This is a genomic window from Curtobacterium sp. MCLR17_034, from assembly GCF_003234485.1.
GTDB lineage: Bacteria > Actinomycetota > Actinomycetes > Actinomycetales > Microbacteriaceae > Curtobacterium > Curtobacterium flaccumfaciens.
Genome location: NZ_QKTH01000010.1, coordinates 109,126 through 126,674, shown reverse-complemented (window position 1 = coordinate 126,674; position 17,549 = coordinate 109,126). Strand labels below are relative to the sequence as shown.

Annotated in this window: 19 protein-coding genes; 9 read left to right on the top strand and 10 right to left on the bottom strand. The window is 71.0% G+C overall.

The window, feature by feature from the left end; translation table 11 throughout:
• On the bottom strand, positions 1-223 hold a 223-nt coding region (locus tag DEI98_RS18685), incomplete at its 3' end, for a hypothetical protein (protein ID WP_181422667.1).
• A 218-nt stretch (positions 224-441) separates the two neighbouring features.
• Between DEI98_RS18685 and DEI98_RS11895 the strand changes: the two genes are divergently transcribed.
• The gene (locus DEI98_RS11895; protein ID WP_027464499.1) at positions 442-1,023 is read left to right on the top strand and encodes a LemA family protein; all 582 of its coding nucleotides are present in this window, start codon (positions 442-444) and stop codon (positions 1,021-1,023) included.
• A gap of 19 nt (positions 1,024-1,042) precedes the next feature.
• Positions 1,043-1,945 carry a M48 family metalloprotease gene (locus DEI98_RS11890; RefSeq protein WP_111100848.1) on the top strand — a complete coding sequence of 301 codons (903 nt, stop codon included), beginning with the start codon at positions 1,043-1,045 and terminating at the stop codon, positions 1,943-1,945.
• A 4-nt stretch (positions 1,946-1,949) separates the two neighbouring features.
• Here the strand turns inward: DEI98_RS11890 and DEI98_RS11885 are convergent, their stop codons facing one another.
• Positions 1,950-3,233, bottom strand: a complete 1,284-nt coding sequence (locus DEI98_RS11885; RefSeq protein WP_111100847.1) for a winged helix-turn-helix domain-containing protein — start codon at positions 3,231-3,233, stop codon at positions 1,950-1,952.
• A 93-nt stretch (positions 3,234-3,326) separates the two neighbouring features.
• Between DEI98_RS11885 and DEI98_RS11880 the strand changes: the two genes are divergently transcribed.
• Positions 3,327-4,586, top strand: a complete 1,260-nt coding sequence (locus tag DEI98_RS11880) for an AI-2E family transporter (RefSeq protein WP_051596497.1) — start codon at positions 3,327-3,329, stop codon at positions 4,584-4,586.
• Positions 4,587-4,634: 48 nt separating this feature from the next.
• Positions 4,635-5,894 (top strand): threonine ammonia-lyase, encoded by a 1,260-nt coding sequence (gene ilvA, locus DEI98_RS11875; RefSeq protein ID WP_071406124.1) that lies wholly within the window; start codon positions 4,635-4,637, stop codon positions 5,892-5,894.
• A 132-nt stretch (positions 5,895-6,026) separates the two neighbouring features.
• On the opposite strand, the gene greA is transcribed toward ilvA, so the two are convergent.
• The gene (greA, locus tag DEI98_RS11870; RefSeq protein WP_017886739.1) at positions 6,027-6,515 is read right to left on the bottom strand and encodes a transcription elongation factor GreA; all 489 of its coding nucleotides are present in this window, start codon (positions 6,513-6,515) and stop codon (positions 6,027-6,029) included.
• A gap of 71 nt (positions 6,516-6,586) precedes the next feature.
• Entirely contained in the window at positions 6,587-7,078 is a 492-nt protein-coding gene (locus tag DEI98_RS11865; RefSeq protein WP_051596498.1) for a DUF4307 domain-containing protein, read from the bottom strand.
• A 19-nt stretch (positions 7,079-7,097) separates the two neighbouring features.
• On the opposite strand from DEI98_RS11865, the gene mca reads away from it, so the two are divergent.
• Complete coding sequence (mca, locus tag DEI98_RS11860) at positions 7,098-7,988, top strand: mycothiol conjugate amidase Mca (RefSeq protein ID WP_027464504.1); 891 nt, start codon at positions 7,098-7,100, stop codon at positions 7,986-7,988.
• Positions 7,985-8,290 (top strand): hypothetical protein, encoded by a 306-nt coding sequence (locus DEI98_RS11855; protein ID WP_017886736.1) that lies wholly within the window; start codon positions 7,985-7,987, stop codon positions 8,288-8,290. The genes mca and DEI98_RS11855 overlap by 4 nt, the downstream gene beginning before the upstream one ends.
• A gap of 202 nt (positions 8,291-8,492) precedes the next feature.
• Here DEI98_RS11855 and DEI98_RS11850 read toward each other — a convergent pair whose 3' ends face one another.
• Positions 8,493-9,212 (bottom strand): hemolysin III family protein, encoded by a 720-nt coding sequence (locus DEI98_RS11850; protein WP_258370814.1) that lies wholly within the window; start codon positions 9,210-9,212, stop codon positions 8,493-8,495.
• A gap of 96 nt (positions 9,213-9,308) precedes the next feature.
• Here DEI98_RS11850 and DEI98_RS11845 point away from each other — a divergent pair, with 96 nt between their 5' ends.
• From DEI98_RS11845 to DEI98_RS11835, 3 genes are all read left to right on the top strand, one after another.
• Complete coding sequence (locus DEI98_RS11845; RefSeq protein ID WP_110864496.1) at positions 9,309-10,094, top strand: isoprenyl transferase; 786 nt, start codon at positions 9,309-9,311, stop codon at positions 10,092-10,094.
• An 85-nt stretch (positions 10,095-10,179) separates the two neighbouring features.
• Entirely contained in the window at positions 10,180-11,289 is a 1,110-nt protein-coding gene (locus tag DEI98_RS11840) for an aminotransferase class V-fold PLP-dependent enzyme (protein WP_071406125.1), read from the top strand.
• 335 nt (positions 11,290-11,624) lie between these two features.
• Positions 11,625-12,986: a PhoH family protein gene (locus DEI98_RS11835; RefSeq protein WP_175330838.1), complete on the top strand. Its 1,362-nt coding sequence runs from the start codon at positions 11,625-11,627 to the stop codon at positions 12,984-12,986.
• A 173-nt stretch (positions 12,987-13,159) separates the two neighbouring features.
• On the opposite strand, the gene DEI98_RS11830 is transcribed toward DEI98_RS11835, so the two are convergent.
• The 5 genes from DEI98_RS11830 to xseA form a co-directional block, all read right to left on the bottom strand.
• On the bottom strand, positions 13,160-14,563 hold the full coding sequence (locus DEI98_RS11830) for an aspartate ammonia-lyase (protein ID WP_111038845.1): 1,404 nt from the start codon (positions 14,561-14,563) through the stop codon (positions 13,160-13,162).
• 126 nt (positions 14,564-14,689) lie between these two features.
• A complete protein-coding gene (locus tag DEI98_RS11825; RefSeq protein ID WP_027464510.1) occupies positions 14,690-15,304 on the bottom strand; it encodes a carbonic anhydrase in 615 nt (204 codons plus the stop codon).
• A gap of 56 nt (positions 15,305-15,360) precedes the next feature.
• A complete protein-coding gene (locus DEI98_RS11820; protein WP_110864396.1) occupies positions 15,361-15,996 on the bottom strand; it encodes a DUF4245 domain-containing protein in 636 nt (211 codons plus the stop codon).
• Positions 15,993-16,238, bottom strand: a complete 246-nt coding sequence (locus DEI98_RS11815) for an exodeoxyribonuclease VII small subunit (RefSeq protein ID WP_017886728.1) — start codon at positions 16,236-16,238, stop codon at positions 15,993-15,995. Before DEI98_RS11815 ends, DEI98_RS11820 begins: the two co-directional genes overlap by 4 nt.
• A gap of 71 nt (positions 16,239-16,309) precedes the next feature.
• Positions 16,310-17,545: an exodeoxyribonuclease VII large subunit gene (gene xseA, locus DEI98_RS11810; RefSeq protein WP_111055645.1), complete on the bottom strand. Its 1,236-nt coding sequence runs from the start codon at positions 17,543-17,545 to the stop codon at positions 16,310-16,312.
• Positions 17,546-17,549: the final 4 nt, after the last annotated feature.

The following is a 17,549-nucleotide window of genomic DNA, read 5'->3' as shown; positions in this document are numbered from 1 at the left end:
GGGTGGCGGCTGCCCGGGCGGCGGGGGCTGCCGGGGCGTCCGCAGCGGCAGCGTCGACCGACGTGCCGTCCGCGGCGACCGCGATGGCCGGGGCTGCTGCGGCCCCGAGGAGCGCGGCGACGAGGACGGTCGTCGCAGCTGCGAGCAGGGCGAAGCGGGGACGACGACGAGGGCTGTCGCCCCCGACAGCCCTCTCGTCCACGTTCTCCCCGGTCGTGTTCACCGGACCCATCCCACGGGATCGGCGGCCTCCGGTCAATACACCTCGCGGATGAGGTTCGGGATCGGGCCGCAGTCCGGGAACCCGGTGTGCGTGACTCGGGAATCGGCCGTGAACACTGCTCACGCAACGGAGCATGCTCAGCGCGTCGATAGACTTCACGATGGCCGTTCAGGCCAACGCAGCACCGCGGATCCCGACGCGCAAAGGAGTACGCCCGCATGGACACCGGACTCGTCACGACGCTCATCGTCGTCGGAGTGGTGGTGGTCGTCCTGGTGATCATCGGGATCTACCTCTGGGTGACGTACAACTCCCTCGTCACGCTCAAGGTCCGGGTCGACGAGGCCTGGAGCGACATCTCGGTGCAGCTGAAGCGCCGCGCCGACCTCATCCCCACCATCGTGGACACGGTCAAGGGGTACGCCACGCACGAGAAGGCGGTCTTCGACGACGTGACGAAGGCCCGCGCCGAGACCCTGTCCGCCGGTGACGCCGACACGGCCTCCACCGCCGAGGGGCACATGCAGAAGGCACTCAAGAGCGTGTTCGCGGTGGCCGAGGGGTACCCGCAGCTGCAGTCGAGCCAGAACTTCCTGCAGCTGCAATCCGAGCTCGTCGACACCGAGGACAAGATCCAGGCCGCCCGCCGGTTCTACAACGGTGGCGTGCGTGAGCTCAACACGAAGATCCGGGTGTTCCCGAACTCCACGTTCGCGAAGAACCGCGGTTTCTCCGAAGCCCCGTTCTTCGAGACGAACGAGCCGGCGGCCATCGCCGAGCCGCCGCGCGTCCAGTTCTGACCCCAGCGTCGGATCCGACGTGTACAGCGCCATCGCGCGGAACAAGCGCAACACCGTCCTCATCGTCGTGGTGTTCCTGCTCATCATCGGCGCACTCGGGTTCCTCGGCGGGTACCTCGCCGGCAACGTCTCGATCGGCTTCATCGTGCTCGTCGTGGCCCTCGGGTACGCGGTGCTGCAGTACTTCCTGGCGGCACGACAGGCCACCGCGATCGCCGGCGGGGTCGAGATCGACCGCGTCTCGGAACCGCGGCTGTGGCGCACCGTCGAGAACCTCGCCATCGCGACCGGCATGCCGATGCCCCGGGTGTTCGTCATCCCCGACCCCGCTCCGAACGCCTTCGCCACCGGGCGTGACCCGGAGCACGCGGTGGTGGCGGCGACGACCGGGCTGCTCGAGCTCATGGACGACCAGGAGCTGCAGGGCGTGATGGCCCACGAGCTCGGACACGTCCGGAACTACGACATCCGGGTGTCGACGATGGTCTTCGGACTCGTCGTGGCCGTCGGCCTCATCGCCGACGTCCTGCTCCGCATCTCGATCTTCAGCGGCCTGTCCGGCGGGCGGAACCGCAACTCGGACAACGGCGGCAGCGCCAACCCGGTGCTGCTCATCGCCGGGATCGTCGCAGTCATCGTGGCCCCGATCGCCGCGGCCGGCGTGCAGGCGGCGGTGTCCCGGCAGCGCGAGTACCTGGCCGACGCGACAGGGGCGATGACGACCAGGCACCCGGAGGGCCTGGCCCGGGCCCTCGAGAAGCTCGGCGCGTACGGCCGTCCGATGCAGACGCAGAACTCCTCGATGGCGCACCTGTGGATCGCCGACCCGATGCGCCCCGGTGTGATGGACCGGCTGTTCTCGACGCACCCGCCGCTGCCCGACCGCATCGCACGGTTGCGGGCGAACGCCGACCGGTTCTGACGGGTCAGCCGATGCCGTCGGCGGCCGTGTCGGCGGCCGTCTCGATCGGTTCGGGGGTGTCCGCGTCGTCAGCGGACTCGTGCGGCACCAGGGGCACGCCGAGTGCCCCGGCGACGGCCGCAGCAGCGGTTCCTCGGCCGGTCACCTCGATCGCGCCGAGGCCCTGCCAGCTCGCGGTCCGTCGCAGTGTGTCGGCGAGCCGCTCGGGGTCCAGGTGCTCGCCGGGTTCCTGCCACGCGGTCCGGACGCGGAGCACACCGCGCTGCCGGTCGCTCTTCAGGTCGATCCGCCCGACGAGCCGGTCGTCCTGCAGCACCGGCAGCACGTAGTAGCCGAACACCCGCTTCGGGGCCGGGGTGTAGATCTCGATCCGGTAGTGGAAGCCGTACATCCGCTCGGCCCGCCGCCGGAACCAGACGACCGGGTCGAAGGGGCTCAGCACCGCGTCCGCCGTCAGCTGTCGGGGGACCCGAGCCCCCACGTGCAGCCAGGCCCGCTCACCCCAGCCCTCGACCCGCACCGGCAGGAGCTCGCCGGCGTCGGTGAGCTCGGCGATCGCGGTGGCCGTGTCGTCGGAGCGCAGCCGGTAGTAGTCCGCGATGTCCGCTCGGGTGCCGATGCCGAGCGCCCGTGTGGCCTGGCGCACGAGCTCGAGCACGGCGTCGGCACGCGGCGGGGCGGTCTCGAGGAAGCCTGCGGGCAGCACCTGCTCGGGCAGGGCGTACACCCGCTCGAACCCGGCTCGTCCGGCACTCACCGCCTCGCCCCAGCGGAACATCTGCTCGAGCCCGAGCTTCACGTCGCTCCACCCCCACCAGGGGCCGCGTCGCACGTTCGACTCGTGCTCCACCGCGCTCGCCCGCATCGGCCCCTCGGCCCGGAGCAGGGCGTGCAGTTCGCGCCGGACGGCAGCGGTCCGCGTGACGTCGTCGACCCGGGTCGGGCCGGCGTCCCGTTCCCGCAGGGCGTCCATCCGCCACCGGAACAGCCGCAGGTCGTCGCGGGGGATGAACGCCGCCTCGTGCGCCCAGTACTCGGTGTACGGACCCGAGCGTCCGAGCGTCAGCCGGTCGAGGGTCGACCGGTCATAGGCCCCGAGTCGGGCGAAGAGCGGCAGGTAGTGGCTGCGTTCGAACACGTTGACGGAGTCGATCTGCAGCAGCCCGAGCCGGCCGAACGCGGCGTTCAGCGCCCGCGTCGAGACAGGCTCGGTGGGTGGCCGTCCGAACCCCTGCGCGGCGAGTGCGACCCGGCGGGCCTCGGCGGCGGAGAGCGTCGACCTGGGCATGCGGCGACGCTACCGAACCCCGCCGACATGAGCGTCCACGAACGTATGCCGTATCTGGCACCTGACGGGAAGCACATCGCTACACTCGGGCCCATGGCATGGGGAAGCAAGCAGACACACCCCGACCCCGTGGTCGAGGAATCCGTCCCGGTCGGCGTGCGCATCGCCGGCGCGTGGTCGTGGCGGGCGCTCGTCGTCGTGGGCGTGATCGCCGTCTTCATCTGGCTCGTCACGGTCTTCAGCGAGATCCTCATCCCGTTCCTGGTCGGCATCGTGGTCTCGGCGCTCCTCGTGCCGATCTCCAACTGGCTGCAGCGGCACCACGTGCCGAAGTGGCTCGCCGTCGTGATGAGCCTGCTCGGCGGCATCGCGGCGCTCGGTGGACTGATCTGGCTCGTCGTCGACCAGATCATCGCGTCCTACCCGTCCCTGCGTGACCGGACGGTCGACCAGTACGCGAACATCAAGGACTTCGTCCTGAGCTCCGGGTTCGGCATCAGCCAGTCCGACGTCAACGGCTGGCTCGACGACGGCACGAAGTGGCTGCAGGACAACTCCGCGTCGATCCTGTCCGGAGTGGCCAGCGCGGGTTCGGGTGCGACGCACGCCTTCGAGGCGCTCTTCATCATCCTGTTCACCACGATCTTCCTGCTGATCGACGGCAAGAACGTCTGGCGCTGGTCCGTCCGGCTGTTCCCGAAGAAGGCGCGCGCGGCGGTCGACGGCGCCGGTGTCGCCGGTTGGATCACCCTGACGAGCTTCATCCGCGTGCAGATCTTCGTCGCCTTCGTCGACGCGGTCGGCATCGGCCTGGGCTCCTTCATCGTCGGGCTCTTCTTCGGCGGCATGCCGCTGGTGATCCCGATCGCCGCGTTCGTGTTCCTCGGTGCGTTCATCCCGGTCGTCGGTGCCATCGTCACGGGCTTCCTGGCGGTGTTCGTCGCGCTGATCTTCAACGGTCCCCTCGCGGCGGTCCTGGTGCTCGGCGTCGTCCTGCTGGTCCAGCAGATCGAGGGCCACATCCTGCAGCCGCTCGTCATGGGCAACGCGGTCAAGGTCCACCCGCTCGCGGTCGTCCTCGGCGTCACCGCGGCCTCCGGGCTCGCCGGCATCGCCGGAGCCTTCTTCGCCGTGCCGCTGATCGCGACGCTGAACGCCATGGTCACCACCATCGCGAGCGGACGCTGGCGACGGCTCGACTCCGACCACGTCCTCGAAGCGACGCCGAAGCGCGGGCAGCACGGGCAGATCCAGTTGCTCCGACGACGTCGGCACAAGGTCGGGGACGACGTCCCGGCGCCGGGCGTCGACTCCGGTCCCTCGGCCGAAGAAGACACCGCCAGCACCAACTGAGCGTCACACGAGTTCGCCGCGGGGCCCCGGAACGACGATGATGGGGGAGTGACCGACACCAGCGCCTCCCCGCACACGCTCGCCGCGATCCCGACCCTCGCGGACATCGAGGCGGCGCGCGAGACCATCAAGGGCGTCGCACGCGTCACCCCGATGGAGACGTCGCAGTTCCTCGCCGAGCTGCTCGGGTCCCCGGTGCACCTGAAGTGCGAGAACCTGCAGCGCACCGGTGCCTACAAGGTGCGCGGTGCCTACAACCGACTCTCGACCCTGTCCGCCGAGCAGCGCGCCAAGGGCGTCGTCGCCGCGAGCGCCGGCAACCACGCGCAGGGTGTCGCCCTCGCCGCCCGCGAACTCGGCATCCCCGCGACGATCTTCACGCCGGTCGGGGTCGCCCTGCCCAAGCTGCAGGCCACCCGCCACTACGGCGCCGACGTCGTACTGCGGGGCCACTCCGTGGAAGAGGCGCTGAGCGCCGCGAAGGACTTCGCCGCCCACACCGGCGCCGTGTTCATCCCGCCGTTCGACCACCCGGCCGTGATCGCCGGGCAGGGCACGCTCGGCCTCGAGATCATCGACCAGGTGCCCGACGTCGACACCGTCGTCGTGCCGATCGGTGGCGGCGGCGTCATCTCCGGCATCGCGCTCGCGGTGAAGGGCATGGCCGAACGGCTCGGACGGCCGATCCGGGTCATCGGCGTGCAGGCCGAGAACGCTGCGGCCTACCCGTCGTCGATCACCGCAGGCGAGCCCGTCACCATCACCACGAAGCCGACCATCTCCGACGGCATCGCGGTGGCGCGCCCCGGCGACCTGAACTTCCCGATCATCCGCGACCTGGTCGACGACATCGTCACCGTCTCGGACGACGACACCGCCCGCGCCCTGCTCGTCCTGCTCGAGCGCGCCAAGCTCGTGGTCGAGGCAGCGGGGGCCGTCGGCGTCGCCGCGATCATGTCCGGTGCCGTCCGCGACACCGGCCGCACCGTGGTGCTGCTGAGCGGCGGCAACATCGACCCGCTCATGATGGAGCGCGTGATCACCCGCGGGCTCGTCGCGGCCTCGCGCTACATCGGCATCCGCATCATGCTGCCGGACCGCCCGGGTCAGCTCGCCCGCGTCGCGCAGGTCATCTCGGACGCCGGCGCGAACGTGGTCGAGGTGCTGCACACCCGCCACGGGCAGGGCCTGGTCATCAACGAGGTCGCGCTGGACCTGTCGATCGAGGCGCGCGGCCCGGAGCACGCGCAAGAGGTCATCCAGCGCCTCCACGAGGTCGGCTTCCGCCCGGAGCTGCTCGAGCACTAGTCCGCGACGATCCGCGAGTCGTTCGACGCGTGGACTGTCGGAAGTACGGCGCGCGCTCTGGGCGCGACCAGCAGACAGACGGGAGGCCCGTGGCGGAGTCGCCACGGGCCTCCTGTCAGGAGTGGGCCGGGTCTACGGCTCGTAGCGCTCGATCTTGACGACCTCGACGGCGATCTCCTTGCCGTTCGGCGCCGTGTACGTGGCCTTGTCGCCGGCCTTGAGGCCGACGATGGCTGCGCCGACGGGGCTGACGGGGCTGTAGACCGTCAGGTCCGAGCCCTCGGCGACGATCTCGCGGCTGCCGACCAGGAAGGTGGACTCGTCGCCGGCGATGACCGCCGTGACGACGGTGCCCGGCTCGACGGTGCCGTCGAACTCGGCTTCGCTGACGGTGGCGTGCTTCAGGAGCTCGGTGAGGACGCGGATGCGGGCCTCGATCTTGCCCTGCTCGTCCTTCGCGGCGTGGTAGCCGCCGTTCTCCTTGAGGTCGCCCTCTTCGCGAGCGGCCTCGATGCGGCGCGCGATCTCGGCACGGCCCTCGCCGCTCAGCTCGTCGAGCTCCGCCTTGAGACGGTCGTGCGCCTCCTGGGTCAGCCAGGTGACCTGCGTGTCGTTGCTCATGTTCTGTCCCTTCGACCATGAAAAAACGAGACCGGCCGAGTGGTCGGTCTCGAGAGGCGAATCAGGACAGTCTAGGGAATCCAGCAGTCGTGGATCAAGCCGGTCACGCCCCGCGTCGTCGTGGTGACCTGCGTGGAGATGCTCCGGCTGCGCTGTTCGGACGCCGGCACGGTGATCTCCTTCCAGCCCACGATCGAGTAGCTCTTGTCGAGGACCTGCACCGCGCACTTCGCCTCGACACCCGGGTCGACGGACACCTGCGAGTGGACGACGGTGCTGTGCTCGGACAGCACCTCGTACCCGATGACGTCCTGGTCGAGGCCGCGGTCGGACTGGTCGAGCCCGGCCCAGATCACCCACGCACCGAAGACCACGACGACCGCGATGGCCGCGACGATCGCGAAGAGGCGGCTGCGGCGCTTGCGGGCCGGGGTGCGGCCGTAGCGCTCGTCGAGGGTGGCGGTCTGGGTCTGTTCGGACAGTTCGGGGCTCCCGGGGTGGATATCCTGATCCCAGGGTAGTTCACGCGATGCTGTGCGCTGCCCGCGTCCGACGCCGCTCACCCGCAGTGAGGAACCCCACGTGCCCTACCGTCTGCTGGCCGTCCACGCCCACCCCGACGACGAGTCGAGCAAGGGTGCCGCGACCGCCGCGAAGTACGTGGCCGACGGGCACCAGGTGCTCGTCGTGTCCTGCACCGGTGGCGAGGCCGGCGACATCCTGAACGACCAACTCGGCGAGCCGGCCACGAGCCGTGCCCACCGTGACATGGCCGGGTACCGCCGCACCGAGATGGCCGCGGCGCAGCAGGCGCTCGGCATCGACCACGTCTGGCTCGGCTACCACGACTCGGGGCTGCCCGACGCCGAGAAGGGCGAGACGGTCCGGCCGGGCACGTTCTCCACGGTGCCGCTCGAGTACAGCACCGAGGCCCTCGTCCGCGTGATCCGCCGGTTCCGCCCGCACGTGCTCGTCACCTACGACGAGAACGGCGGCTACCCGCACCCCGACCACATCCGCACGCACGAGGTGTCGATGGCCGCGTGGTCCGCCGCCGCCGACCCGTCGGCGTACCCGTCCGCCGGTGCCCCGTGGTCGATCGCGAAGCTCTACTACGAGCGCACGATGAACCCGCGCCGCTTCAGCACGATCTTCGAAGCCCTGCAGGAGCGCGACCCGGACAGCCCCGCGATCGAGCAGCTGCGCGAGTGGGTCGAGCGGTTCGCCGACCGGCCCGACCTCGCCACCACCCACGTCGACGTGCACGAGTACTTCGACCAGCGTGACGCCGCACTCCGCGCGCACGCCAGCCAGGTCGCACCGGACAGTGCCTTCTTCTACTGGCCGAACGACCTCCTCGCGACGGTGTGGCCGACCGAGGACTACCAGCTCGTGGAGGCACGCGTGCCGACCGAGCTCCCGGAGACCGACCTGTTCGCCGGGATCCCAGCCGACAAGGAACCGACCTCGTGAGCACCATCGCGGCGGCACTCGCCGCCACCCCCAGTCCCAGCCCCTCGGTCGTCCCCGACGTCGACGTCACCCCGGGTGTCGTCGGGTTCATCGCGATCGCACTCGTCGCGATCGTGACGATCCTGCTCGTCGTCGACATGACCCGGCGCATCCGCCGCACCCGCTACCGCGCCGAGGTGCGCGAGCGGCTCGAGGCCGAGGCGAACGGCACCGCGGGTGACGGCACCGCGACGGACGAGCCGGAGCGGCGGGCGGCCGAGGACGGCCGAGCCGACGTCGGCGACGACACCGAGCGCGGCTGACGCGACTGCAGGGCGGCTGACGCGACTACAAGGCGGACTGGAGGCCCGTGGCGGTATCGCCACGGGCCTCCAGTCCGCCTTGTGCGCGCCTACCGGAACCGGGCGTACCTGGTCGAACCGGGCGTACCTGGTCGGAACTTCCGGGTGAGTACGCCCGGAACCACCAGGCATCGCACCCGTTCTGGGAAGGAACGTGCGACGGTCAGCGCACCGGGTCCAGCGCGACGATGAGCACGCCGACCCACTGCGCACCGAAGGCCACCACGGTCAGGGCGTGGAACACCTCGTGGAACCCGAACTGCGTCGGCACCGGGTTGGGCCGCTTGAAGCCGTAGACCAGCGCGCCGATGATGTACGCGACGCCGCCGGACAGGATGAGCACGGTCATCGGGACGCTCGCCGCGAAGAACTGCGGCAGGAGCCCGAGGGCAGCACACCCGAGCACCAGGTAGATCGGGACGTACAGCCAGCGGGGCGCGTTGATCCAGAGCACCCGGAACGCGATACCGAGCGCGGCGCCCGACCACATCACCCAGAGCACGGCGACCATGAGCGTGTGCGGCAGGGCGCAGATCGCGACGGGTGTGTAGGTGCCGGCGATGAGCAGCAGGATGTTGGTGTGGTCGATGCGCTTCAGCACGGCCTTCACCTTCGGCCCCCACGGGAACCGGTGGTAGGTCGCCGAGACGCCGAACATCGCGAGCGACGTCGCCATGAACACCGCGCTGCCGACCTTCGCCGCGGTGCTGTCGGCGAGGGTGATCAGGACGATCCCCATCGCGATCGCGAACGGGAACGCACCGAGGTGGATCCAGCCGCGCCAGGCCGGGCGGGGTTCGGCGGCGGTCGTGGTCGCGGTCGCCGACGCCTCTTCCGTGAACGGGACGTGGGGGAGTGTTCCGGTCTCGTGCTCGTCCTGCATGGTCCCGACCATAGGGCCTGACCCCGAACGACAGCCACGTGTCCGCAGAACGGGAGCCTCAGGGATCCGGCGTCGGTGGTGCACTACGCTCGGTGCGTGACCGGGACGGCGGGATGGACAGGGCGAGGGATCCTCTACCGCGCCTACCAGCGCCGGATCCGCCGCCAGCTCGAGGGTGCAGCGAAGCCCAAGCACGTCGCCATGATCGTGGACGGCAACCGCCGCTGGGCGAAGCAGCTCGGGCTCGAGTCCGCCGCACACGGCCACCGTGCCGGCGCCGCGAAGATCCCGGAGTTCCTGACGTGGTGCGACGACCTCGGCATCGAGGTCGTGACGCTGTACCTGCTGTCGGCCGACAACCTGACGGGTCGCGGCGGCGAGGAGCTCGAGGAACTCGTCGGCATCATCGCCGACCTCGCCGGGGTCCTGGCCGACAACCGTGACTGGCGCGTGCAGCACGTCGGGTCGAACGAGGGGCTGCCGGACAACCTGGTGACCGCGCTCGAACAGGCCGAGCAGCGCACCGCCGGCCGCACCGGCCTCCACGTCAACCTGGCCGTCGGGTACGGCGGCCGTCGTGAGATCGCGGACGCCATGCGCAGCATCGTGCAGGCGCACGGCGCGGGTGGCGGCACCATCGACACCCTGGCCGAGGTGCTGACGCCGGAGCTCATCGGCGACCACCTGTACACGCAGGGGCAGCCCGACCCCGACCTGGTGATCCGGACCTCGGGCGAGCAGCGGCTGTCGGACTTCATGCTGTGGCAGAGCGCGCACAGCGAGTTCTACTTCGTCGAGGCGTTCTACCCGGACCTGCGCGAGGTCGACTTCCTCCGAGCGGTCCGCGACTTCGGACTCCGGTCGCGCCGCTTCGGCGGCTGAGCAGCCACCTCCCGCACCGGGTTCGTCGGCGGAGCCGCGTCCCAGTAGGCTCTCAGGGTTCAACCCTGTGAAAGGTGCACCACCTGTGAACATCGACGAGTACGCCGCCGGCTTCTCCGAAGACCCCGGTTACCTCGACCACGCTGCGTTCGGCCCCGTGCAGACCGCCGTGCTCGAGGAGCAGCGTGTGCTCGGCACCATCCAGGCACACATGCGCTTCGGCGCCATGGAGACCCTCGACGAGCAGGACGCCCGCGTCCGCACCGTCGCCGCCCGCCTGGTCGGCCGCCGCGAGGACCAGGTCGTCTCGCAGGCCGCGACGACCCCGGGCCTGCTGCACACCGCGTTCGGTCTGACCGGGGGTGTGCTCGTGTCCGCCGACGAATACCCGTCGCTGCCGCTCGCACTGGCCAGCGCCGCCTCGGCCACCGGTGGACGGGTACAGCCCGTCGTCATCGAGTCGGGTGCCGGCTGGGTGACCCCCGAGCTGATCCGTGAGCGCCTGTCCGACGAGGTGACCGCCGTCGCGGTGTCCCTGGTCGACTGGCGCACCGGCTACCTGACCGACCTCGCCGCCATCCGCGAGGTCATCGGCGACCGCCTGCTCATCGTCGATGCGATCCAGGGCTTCGGCGTCGTCGACGCCCCGTACGAGGTCGCCGATGTCGTCGCCACCGGCGGGCAGAAGTGGCTGCACGCCGGGTGGGGCACCGGGTTCGTGGCGTTCAGCGACCGTGCGCTGAACCGGATCCGTCCGGCGCTGTCCGGCCCGCACGGCACGTCCGGCTGGCCCACCGAGGTCCCCGCGGTGCGTCCGGGGGCCGCCGGGTTCCAGATGTCCCGCATCGACCCGGTCGCACAGGCCCGGCTCGCGGTGTCGCTCGAGCGCCTCACCGCGGTCGGCGTCGCCGCCGTGCAGGAGCGGGTCACCGACCGCGTCGAGCGTGTGTTCGCCATCGCCGACGAGTTCGGACTCGAGGTCGAGTCCAGCCGCGACCCGGCCGAGCGCGCCGGCATCGTGGTGCTCCGGCCGACGCAGGGTCGCGTGACGGCCCTGTCCGCCGCGATGCACAACCACGGCGTCACCGCGACCACGCGGCTCGGCGTCGCGCGGGTGTCCGTGTTCCCGTCGACCACCGACGAGACCCTGGACATGTTCCGCGACGCCTGCGTCTCGTACGCCACGATGCAGTAGCAGCGGCGCGTGTCGACCGTCCGCGTCCCGCGAGCGGTCACGACACCCCGCTCACGTCCGCCGAGTGGTCACCACCTGTCGGCCGGCGCCGCCGCACCCGTCGGTTCGTGACCACTCGACGCCACCGCCGCGCGCGGCGTCGCGAGCCGCGCTCGCGTTGTTCACGCGACCGTAACTCCGGAAACCGCGTGTCGCTGTCGGGGTGTCGGGGGCCGGACGTACGTTGTCCCCATCGGGCACCGCGCCCGATCGAAGCGGCCACAGTCGGTGCTTCGGGACCCGCTCCGTGGCCGCGTTCGAGGACAGGACCGGGCCCGTCGTGGCCCGGGGATGGAGTGGTCGTGACCTCTCAGAACGTCTCTCGCGGAGCACAGCAGCAGCACACCGCGGACTCGTCCACATCGGTCGCCCAGCGCACGTACGTGCTCGACACATCGGTGCTCCTCAGCGATCCGCGGGCCTTGTTCCGCTTCGCCGAGCACGCCGTAGTCCTGCCCGTGGTGGTCGTCAGCGAACTCGAGGCGAAGCGCAACGACCCGGAGATCGGGTACTTCGCCCGGCAGGCCCTCCGGCTGCTCGACGAACTGCGCATCGAGCACGAGCGGCTCGACTTCCCGATCGCGATCGGCGACGGCGGCTCGTTCCGCGTCGAACTGAACCACTCCAACCAGTCCGTCCTGCCGTCGGGCCTGCAGCTCGGCGACAACGACTCCCGCATCCTCGCCGTCGCGTCGAACCTCAAGAACGACGGACTCGACGTCGTGGTCGTGTCGAAGGACCTGCCGCTCCGGGTCAAGGCGTCCTCGATCGGCATGGCGGCGGAGGAGTACCGCGCCGAACTCGCGGTCGACTCGGGCTACACCGGCATCGCGGACCTGCAGGTGTCCGGCGAGCAGATGTCCGACCTGTACGAGAAGGAGGAGATCCGGTCCTCGAAGCTCGACGGCGTCCCGGTGAACACCGGCGTCGTCATCCACTCCGAACGCGGATCGGCCCTCGGCCGCGTGCACGTCGCCGGCGCCGTCGCACTGGTGCGCGGCGACCGCGAGGTCTTCGGCCTCCGCGGGCGCTCGGCCGAGCAGCGGCTCGCCATCGACGCGCTGCTCGACTCCGAGATCGGCATCGTCTCGCTCGGCGGCAGCGCCGGCACGGGCAAGTCGGCGCTCGCCCTGTGCGCCGGACTCGAGGCGGTGCTCGAACGGCAGCAGCACAAGAAGATCATGGTGTTCCGGCCGCTGTACGCCGTGGGCGGGCAGGACCTCGGCTTCCTGCCCGGCGACGCCGGCGAGAAGATGAACCCGTGGGCGCAGGCCGTCTACGACACCCTCGGTTCGGTGGTGTCGGACAACGTCCTCGACGAGGTGGTCGAGCGCGGCCTGATCGAGGTGCTGCCCCTGACCCACATCCGCGGCCGCTCCCTGCACGACGCCTTCGTGATCGTCGACGAGGCGCAGTCGCTCGAACGGAACGTGCTGCTCACGATGCTCTCGCGCATCGGCCAGAACTCGCGGGTCGTGCTCACCCACGACGTCGCGCAGCGCGACAACCTGCGGGTCGGTCGGCACGACGGGATCGCGTCGGTCATCGAGCGGCTCAAGGGGCACCCGCTGTTCGCGCACGTCACGCTGACGCGGTCCGAGCGCTCCGCGATCGCGGCCTTGGTCACCGACCTGCTCGACTCGCCGGACCTGGTGTAGCGCGGCAGACACTGACGGGTTTTCGCGCTCACCGACAGGTCACGCGCTTCCGGACGCGTGACCTGTCGCTCAGCGCGTGAGGCGGGCCGAGCCGCCACCTGACGGACGGGAGGCCCAGTGCCAGCTGGCACCGGGCCTCCCGTCCGTCCTGGGGGTGCGTCAGGAGCGTCGCGTCAGTTCGGGTGGGTCATGCTCAGGACGTCGAGCGCCTCGTCGAGCTGCGCCTCGGTGACCTCGCCGCGCTCGACGTGGCCGAGGGCCACGACGGCTTCGCGCACGGTGATGCCCTCGGCGACGGCGTACTTCGCGACCTTCGCCGCAGCCTCGTAGCCGATGACCCGGTTGAGCGGGGTGACGATCGACGGTGAGGACTCCGCGAAGGCGCGGGCACGCTCGAGGTTCGCCTGCAGGCCGTCGATGGTCTTGTCCGCGAGCACGCGCGAGCTGTTCGCCAGCAGGCGGATCGACTCGAGCAGCGCCGTGCCCATCACCGGGATGGCGACGTTGAGCTCGAACGCACCCGAGGCCCCGGCCCAGGCGATGGTGGCGTCGTTGCCGATGACCCGGGCGCCGACCATCAGGGTGGCCTCGGGGATCACCGGGTTCACCTTGCCGGGCATGATCGAGGAGCCGGGCTGCAGGTCGGGGATGTGCAGCTCGCCCAGGCCGGTGTTCGGACCGGAGCCCATCCAGCGCAGGTCGTTGTTGATCTTCGTCAGGCTGACGGCGAGCACCTTGAGCGCACCGGAGGCCTCGACCAGGGCGTCACGCGCGCCCTGCGCCTCGAAGTGGTCGACGGCCTCGGTGATCGGCAGGTCGGTGTCGCTCGCGAGCTGGGCGATGACCCGCTGCGGGAAGCCCTTGGGGGTGTTGATGCCGGTGCCGACCGCGGTGCCGCCGAGCGGGACCTCGGCGACGCGGGGGAGCGTCGCCTGCACACGCTCGACGCCCAGGCGGATCTGGCGGGCGTAGCCGCCGAACTCCTGCCCGAGGGTGACGGGCGTGGCGTCCATCAGGTGCGTCCGGCCGGACTTCACGGCGTCGGCCCAGAGCGTGGCCTTCGCCTCGAGGGACTCGGCGAGGTGCTCGAGGGCGGGCACGAGCGTGCGGAGGAGCGCCTCGGTCACGGCGACGTGCACGGAGGTGGGGAAGACGTCGTTCGACGACTGCGAGGCGTTGACGTGGTCGTTCGGGTGCACCGCCGAGCCCGCGATGTCGGACGCCAGTGTCGCGAGCACCTCGTTCATGTTCATGTTCGACGACGTGCCGCTGCCGGTCTGGTAGACGTCGACCGGGAACTGGTCGTGGTGCTGCCCGCCGATGATCAGGTCGGCGGCGCCGGCGATGGCGTCGGCGACGGCGGGCTCGACGATGCCGAGTTCACCGTTCACGATGGCCGCCGCACGCTTGATCCGTGCGAGCGCCACGATCTGCGCCGACTCGAGCCCGGTGCCCGAGATGGGGAAGTTCTCGACGGCGCGCTGGGTCTGGGCACGGTAGAGCGCCGACTTCGGCACCCGTACCTCGCCCATGGTGTCGTGCTCGATGCGGAACTCGGTCGGGGTGGTGTCGGTCACGTCGTCGTGGTCCTTCCTGGGGTGCTCGCCGGTCGCGGTCGCGCCGGCCCGTGCCTGCGCCCCGGGGTCGCCGGGGCGGTCGTCGTCGGGGTCGCTCTTCGTCTGGCTCGGTCGTCGTCGGGTCGATCAGACCTGGCCGACGACGGTGTCGATGGTGACTTCTCCGGTGGCGAGGTCGTACGTCGCCCCGACGACGGCCAATCTACCCTCGGCCACGGCGTCGGAGACCGCGCCGGAGCGCTCGATCACCTGGCGGAGGGTGGCTTCGAGGTGCGCGGCGCCGACGGCTTCCTGCGGGAGCTCGGCGTCGGTGAGTCGGACCTTCTCGACGCTCGGGGCGATCGCGTCGACGAGGGCCTGCAGGTGCGGAGCGGGGACGGGCTCACCGGAGCGTGCTGCAGCGACCGCACCGCACCGGGTGTGCCGGAGCACGACGACCAGCGGTGTGCCCAGGGCGACGACCGCGAACTCGATCGAGCCGAGCACGACGTCGTCGACGATCTGGCCGGCGTTGCGGATGGCGAACAGGTCACCGATGCCGGCGTCGAAGACGTGCTCGAACGGCACCCGCGAGTCCGAGCAGCCGAGGACGGTCGCGAACGGCGACTGCGATCCTTCGAGCTCGGTGCGGCGGTCCGGGTCCACGCGGCCCATCCGGCGCTTGTCGGCGGCGAAGCGGGCGTTGCCGTCGACCAGCAGGCGCAGGGCGTCGGACGGGGTGGAGGCGGCGCGGTCGGGCATGGGGCTCCTCGGTTCGGGTGGGACGGGGTGGTGACTGGCGGGGCGGTGCCCGTCGTCTACTCGGTCAGTTCTCGGGAGACGGCGGTCGCGACGGTCCGGAACGCCTTGTCGTCGGCGGTGCCGGAGAGCACGATCGTGTTCTTGCCGAACGTCGAGACGAGCGAGTACGCGTGGTTGCCGGCATCGGTGCCCTCGGCGCGGCGGTCGTAGACGGTCCACTCCGTGTCGCCGATGGTGCGGTCACCGGTGGACGGGCGCTGGTCGAGCTGGTTCGACACCCACGAGGCGTTGGCGTCGATGCCCTGCTGCAGACCGAGGTACTGCTTGTCCGGCGTCACGAAGCCGACGGTCCAGACGTCCACGCCGTCGGTGGTCTTGCTGGCGAAGTCCGCGCGGTTGGCGCTGTAGCCGTCGGGCAGCGGCGGCGCCACCAGGGTGACGTCGTCGACGTTCGCCTTCGCCGCGATCTGCTGGTAGTCGACGGTGCGGTCCACCGTGGTGTCGGGCCGGACGACGACCGCCACCAGGAACAGCACGATGCCGAGCGAGGCGATGAGCGCGATGACCAGGTTGAACGCGGTCTGGTGCTGTCGGCGGGCGGTCCGGGCGGCGTCCTTGCGGGCCCACGTCTCCTCTGCCGTCTCGGGGCGACCGAGCTCGGCGACGATCGGGCGGCCGTCGGCGTCGGTCATCGGCCGGAGCCGTCCTGGGCGTCGCTGGCGGCACGGGCCGCGTCGAGCCGAGCGCGGGCGCCGACGAGCCACTCTTCGCACCGGGCGGCGAGGGCTTCGCCCCGCTCCCAGAGCGCCAGCGAACGCTCGAGGGTCGCGGAGCCCTGTTCGAGCTCGCTCACGACGCGCACGAGTTCGTCGCGGGCCGCTTCGTAGCTCAGCGACTGGACGTCGGTCTGCTCGGGTTCCTGCTGGGATGGCACGGGTCGATCCTACCGAGCGTCCACCGACGATCCGTCGCCCGGACCCACGCTGTGGAGAACACCCGCGGTGGTCAGGAGCCGTCCGGGCCGGGGCCGTCCGGTTCGAGCGTGCCCGTGGCCGTGCCGGCACCGAGCGTGACGTGCACCGGCGTCGCTCCGGACAGGTCGTCGGTGCCGCGGACGACACCCCCGTCGGCCCGCTGCACGATGGCGTACCCGCGGCGCAGGGTGTCCCGCGGCGAGAGTGCCCGGAGCCGGGCGGTCAGGTGCCCGACCTCGGAGTGCCCGCGCTCGAGTCGGCGGTCGAGCAGTTCGCGGGCACGGGACAGGTCGCGGGCGACCTCTTCCGCACGGGTGTCGACGAGCCACGCGGTCGACGCCAGGGCCGGGCGCGACCGCAGCGCGGCGAGCCGGTCGGCCTCGACCGACAGCGTGTGCGAGAGCCGGAGCCCGAGCCGAGCGCGGGCTGCCCGCACGTTGGCGAGCTCCTCGGCGACGTCGGGCACGACCCGCTTGGCGGCGTCCGTCGGGGTCGAGGCACGGAGGTCGGCGACCTCGTCGAGGATGGGGCGGTCGGCCTCGTGGCCGATCGCCGAGACGATCGGGGTCGACGCCGCGGCCGCTGCACGGACGAGTCCTTCGTCGCTGAAGCCGAGCAGGTTCTGGAAGTCACCGCCGCCGCGGGCGATGATGATGACGTCGACCTCGGGGTCGGCGTCGAGCTCGAGGATCGCGGCTGTGACCTCGCCCACGGTCCGTTCGCCCTGCACGGCGGTGTGCACGGTGCGGAACTCCACCTGGGGCCACCGCAGCTGCGCGTTCCGCTTGACGTCCTTCTCGGCGTCGGAGTCCTTGCCGGTGATCAGGCCGATGCGGTGCGGCAGGAACGGCAGACGCTGCTTGCGGGACGGGTCGAACAGCCCTTCCTCGGCGAGGGTGCGACGGAGGCGCTCGAGGCGTTCGAGCAGGTCACCGAGGCCGACGTGCTTCATCTCGACGACCTGCATGGTCAGCGAGCCGCCCTTGACCCAGTAGTTCGGCTTGAGCGCGGCGACGACACGGTCGCCCTGCTTGATGTCCGCCGGCACCCGGGAGCGCACGCTCGACCAGATGGAGAACGACACGGTGGCATCGACCTCGACGTCCTTGAGCTTGCCGTACACGTTGCCGCCGGCGACGTTCCACTGCGTGATCTCGCCCTCGACCCACGCGGTGCCGAGCCGGTCGATCCAGTCGCGCAGCTTCGCGCCGAGGAGCGCGACCGGCCACGGGTTGTCGGCCGTCGGCGGGCCCTGTTCGATCGCCATGTCG

Bases quoted from the DNA above. Each gene is read 5' to 3' on its own strand.
- DEI98_RS11895 (WP_027464499.1), top strand. From the start codon at position 442: ATGGACACCGGACTCGTCACGACGCTCATCGTCGTCGGAGTGGTGGTG.
- greA (WP_017886739.1), bottom strand. From the start codon at position 6,515: ATGAGCAACGACACGCAGGTCACCTGGCTGACCCAGGAGGCGCACGAC.
- DEI98_RS11880 (WP_051596497.1), top strand. From the start codon at position 3,327: ATGGCATGGGGAAGCAAGCAGACACACCCCGACCCCGTGGTCGAGGAA.
- DEI98_RS11885 (WP_111100847.1), bottom strand. From the start codon at position 3,233: ATGCCCAGGTCGACGCTCTCCGCCGCCGAGGCCCGCCGGGTCGCACTC.
- DEI98_RS11825 (WP_027464510.1), bottom strand. From the start codon at position 15,304: ATGCCCGACCGCGCCGCCTCCACCCCGTCCGACGCCCTGCGCCTGCTG.
- DEI98_RS11850 (WP_258370814.1), bottom strand. From the start codon at position 9,212: ATGCAGGACGAGCACGAGACCGGAACACTCCCCCACGTCCCGTTCACG.
- xseA (WP_111055645.1), bottom strand. From the start codon at position 17,545: ATGGCGATCGAACAGGGCCCGCCGACGGCCGACAACCCGTGGCCGGTC.
- DEI98_RS11820 (WP_110864396.1), bottom strand. From the start codon at position 15,996: ATGACCGACGCCGACGGCCGCCCGATCGTCGCCGAGCTCGGTCGCCCC.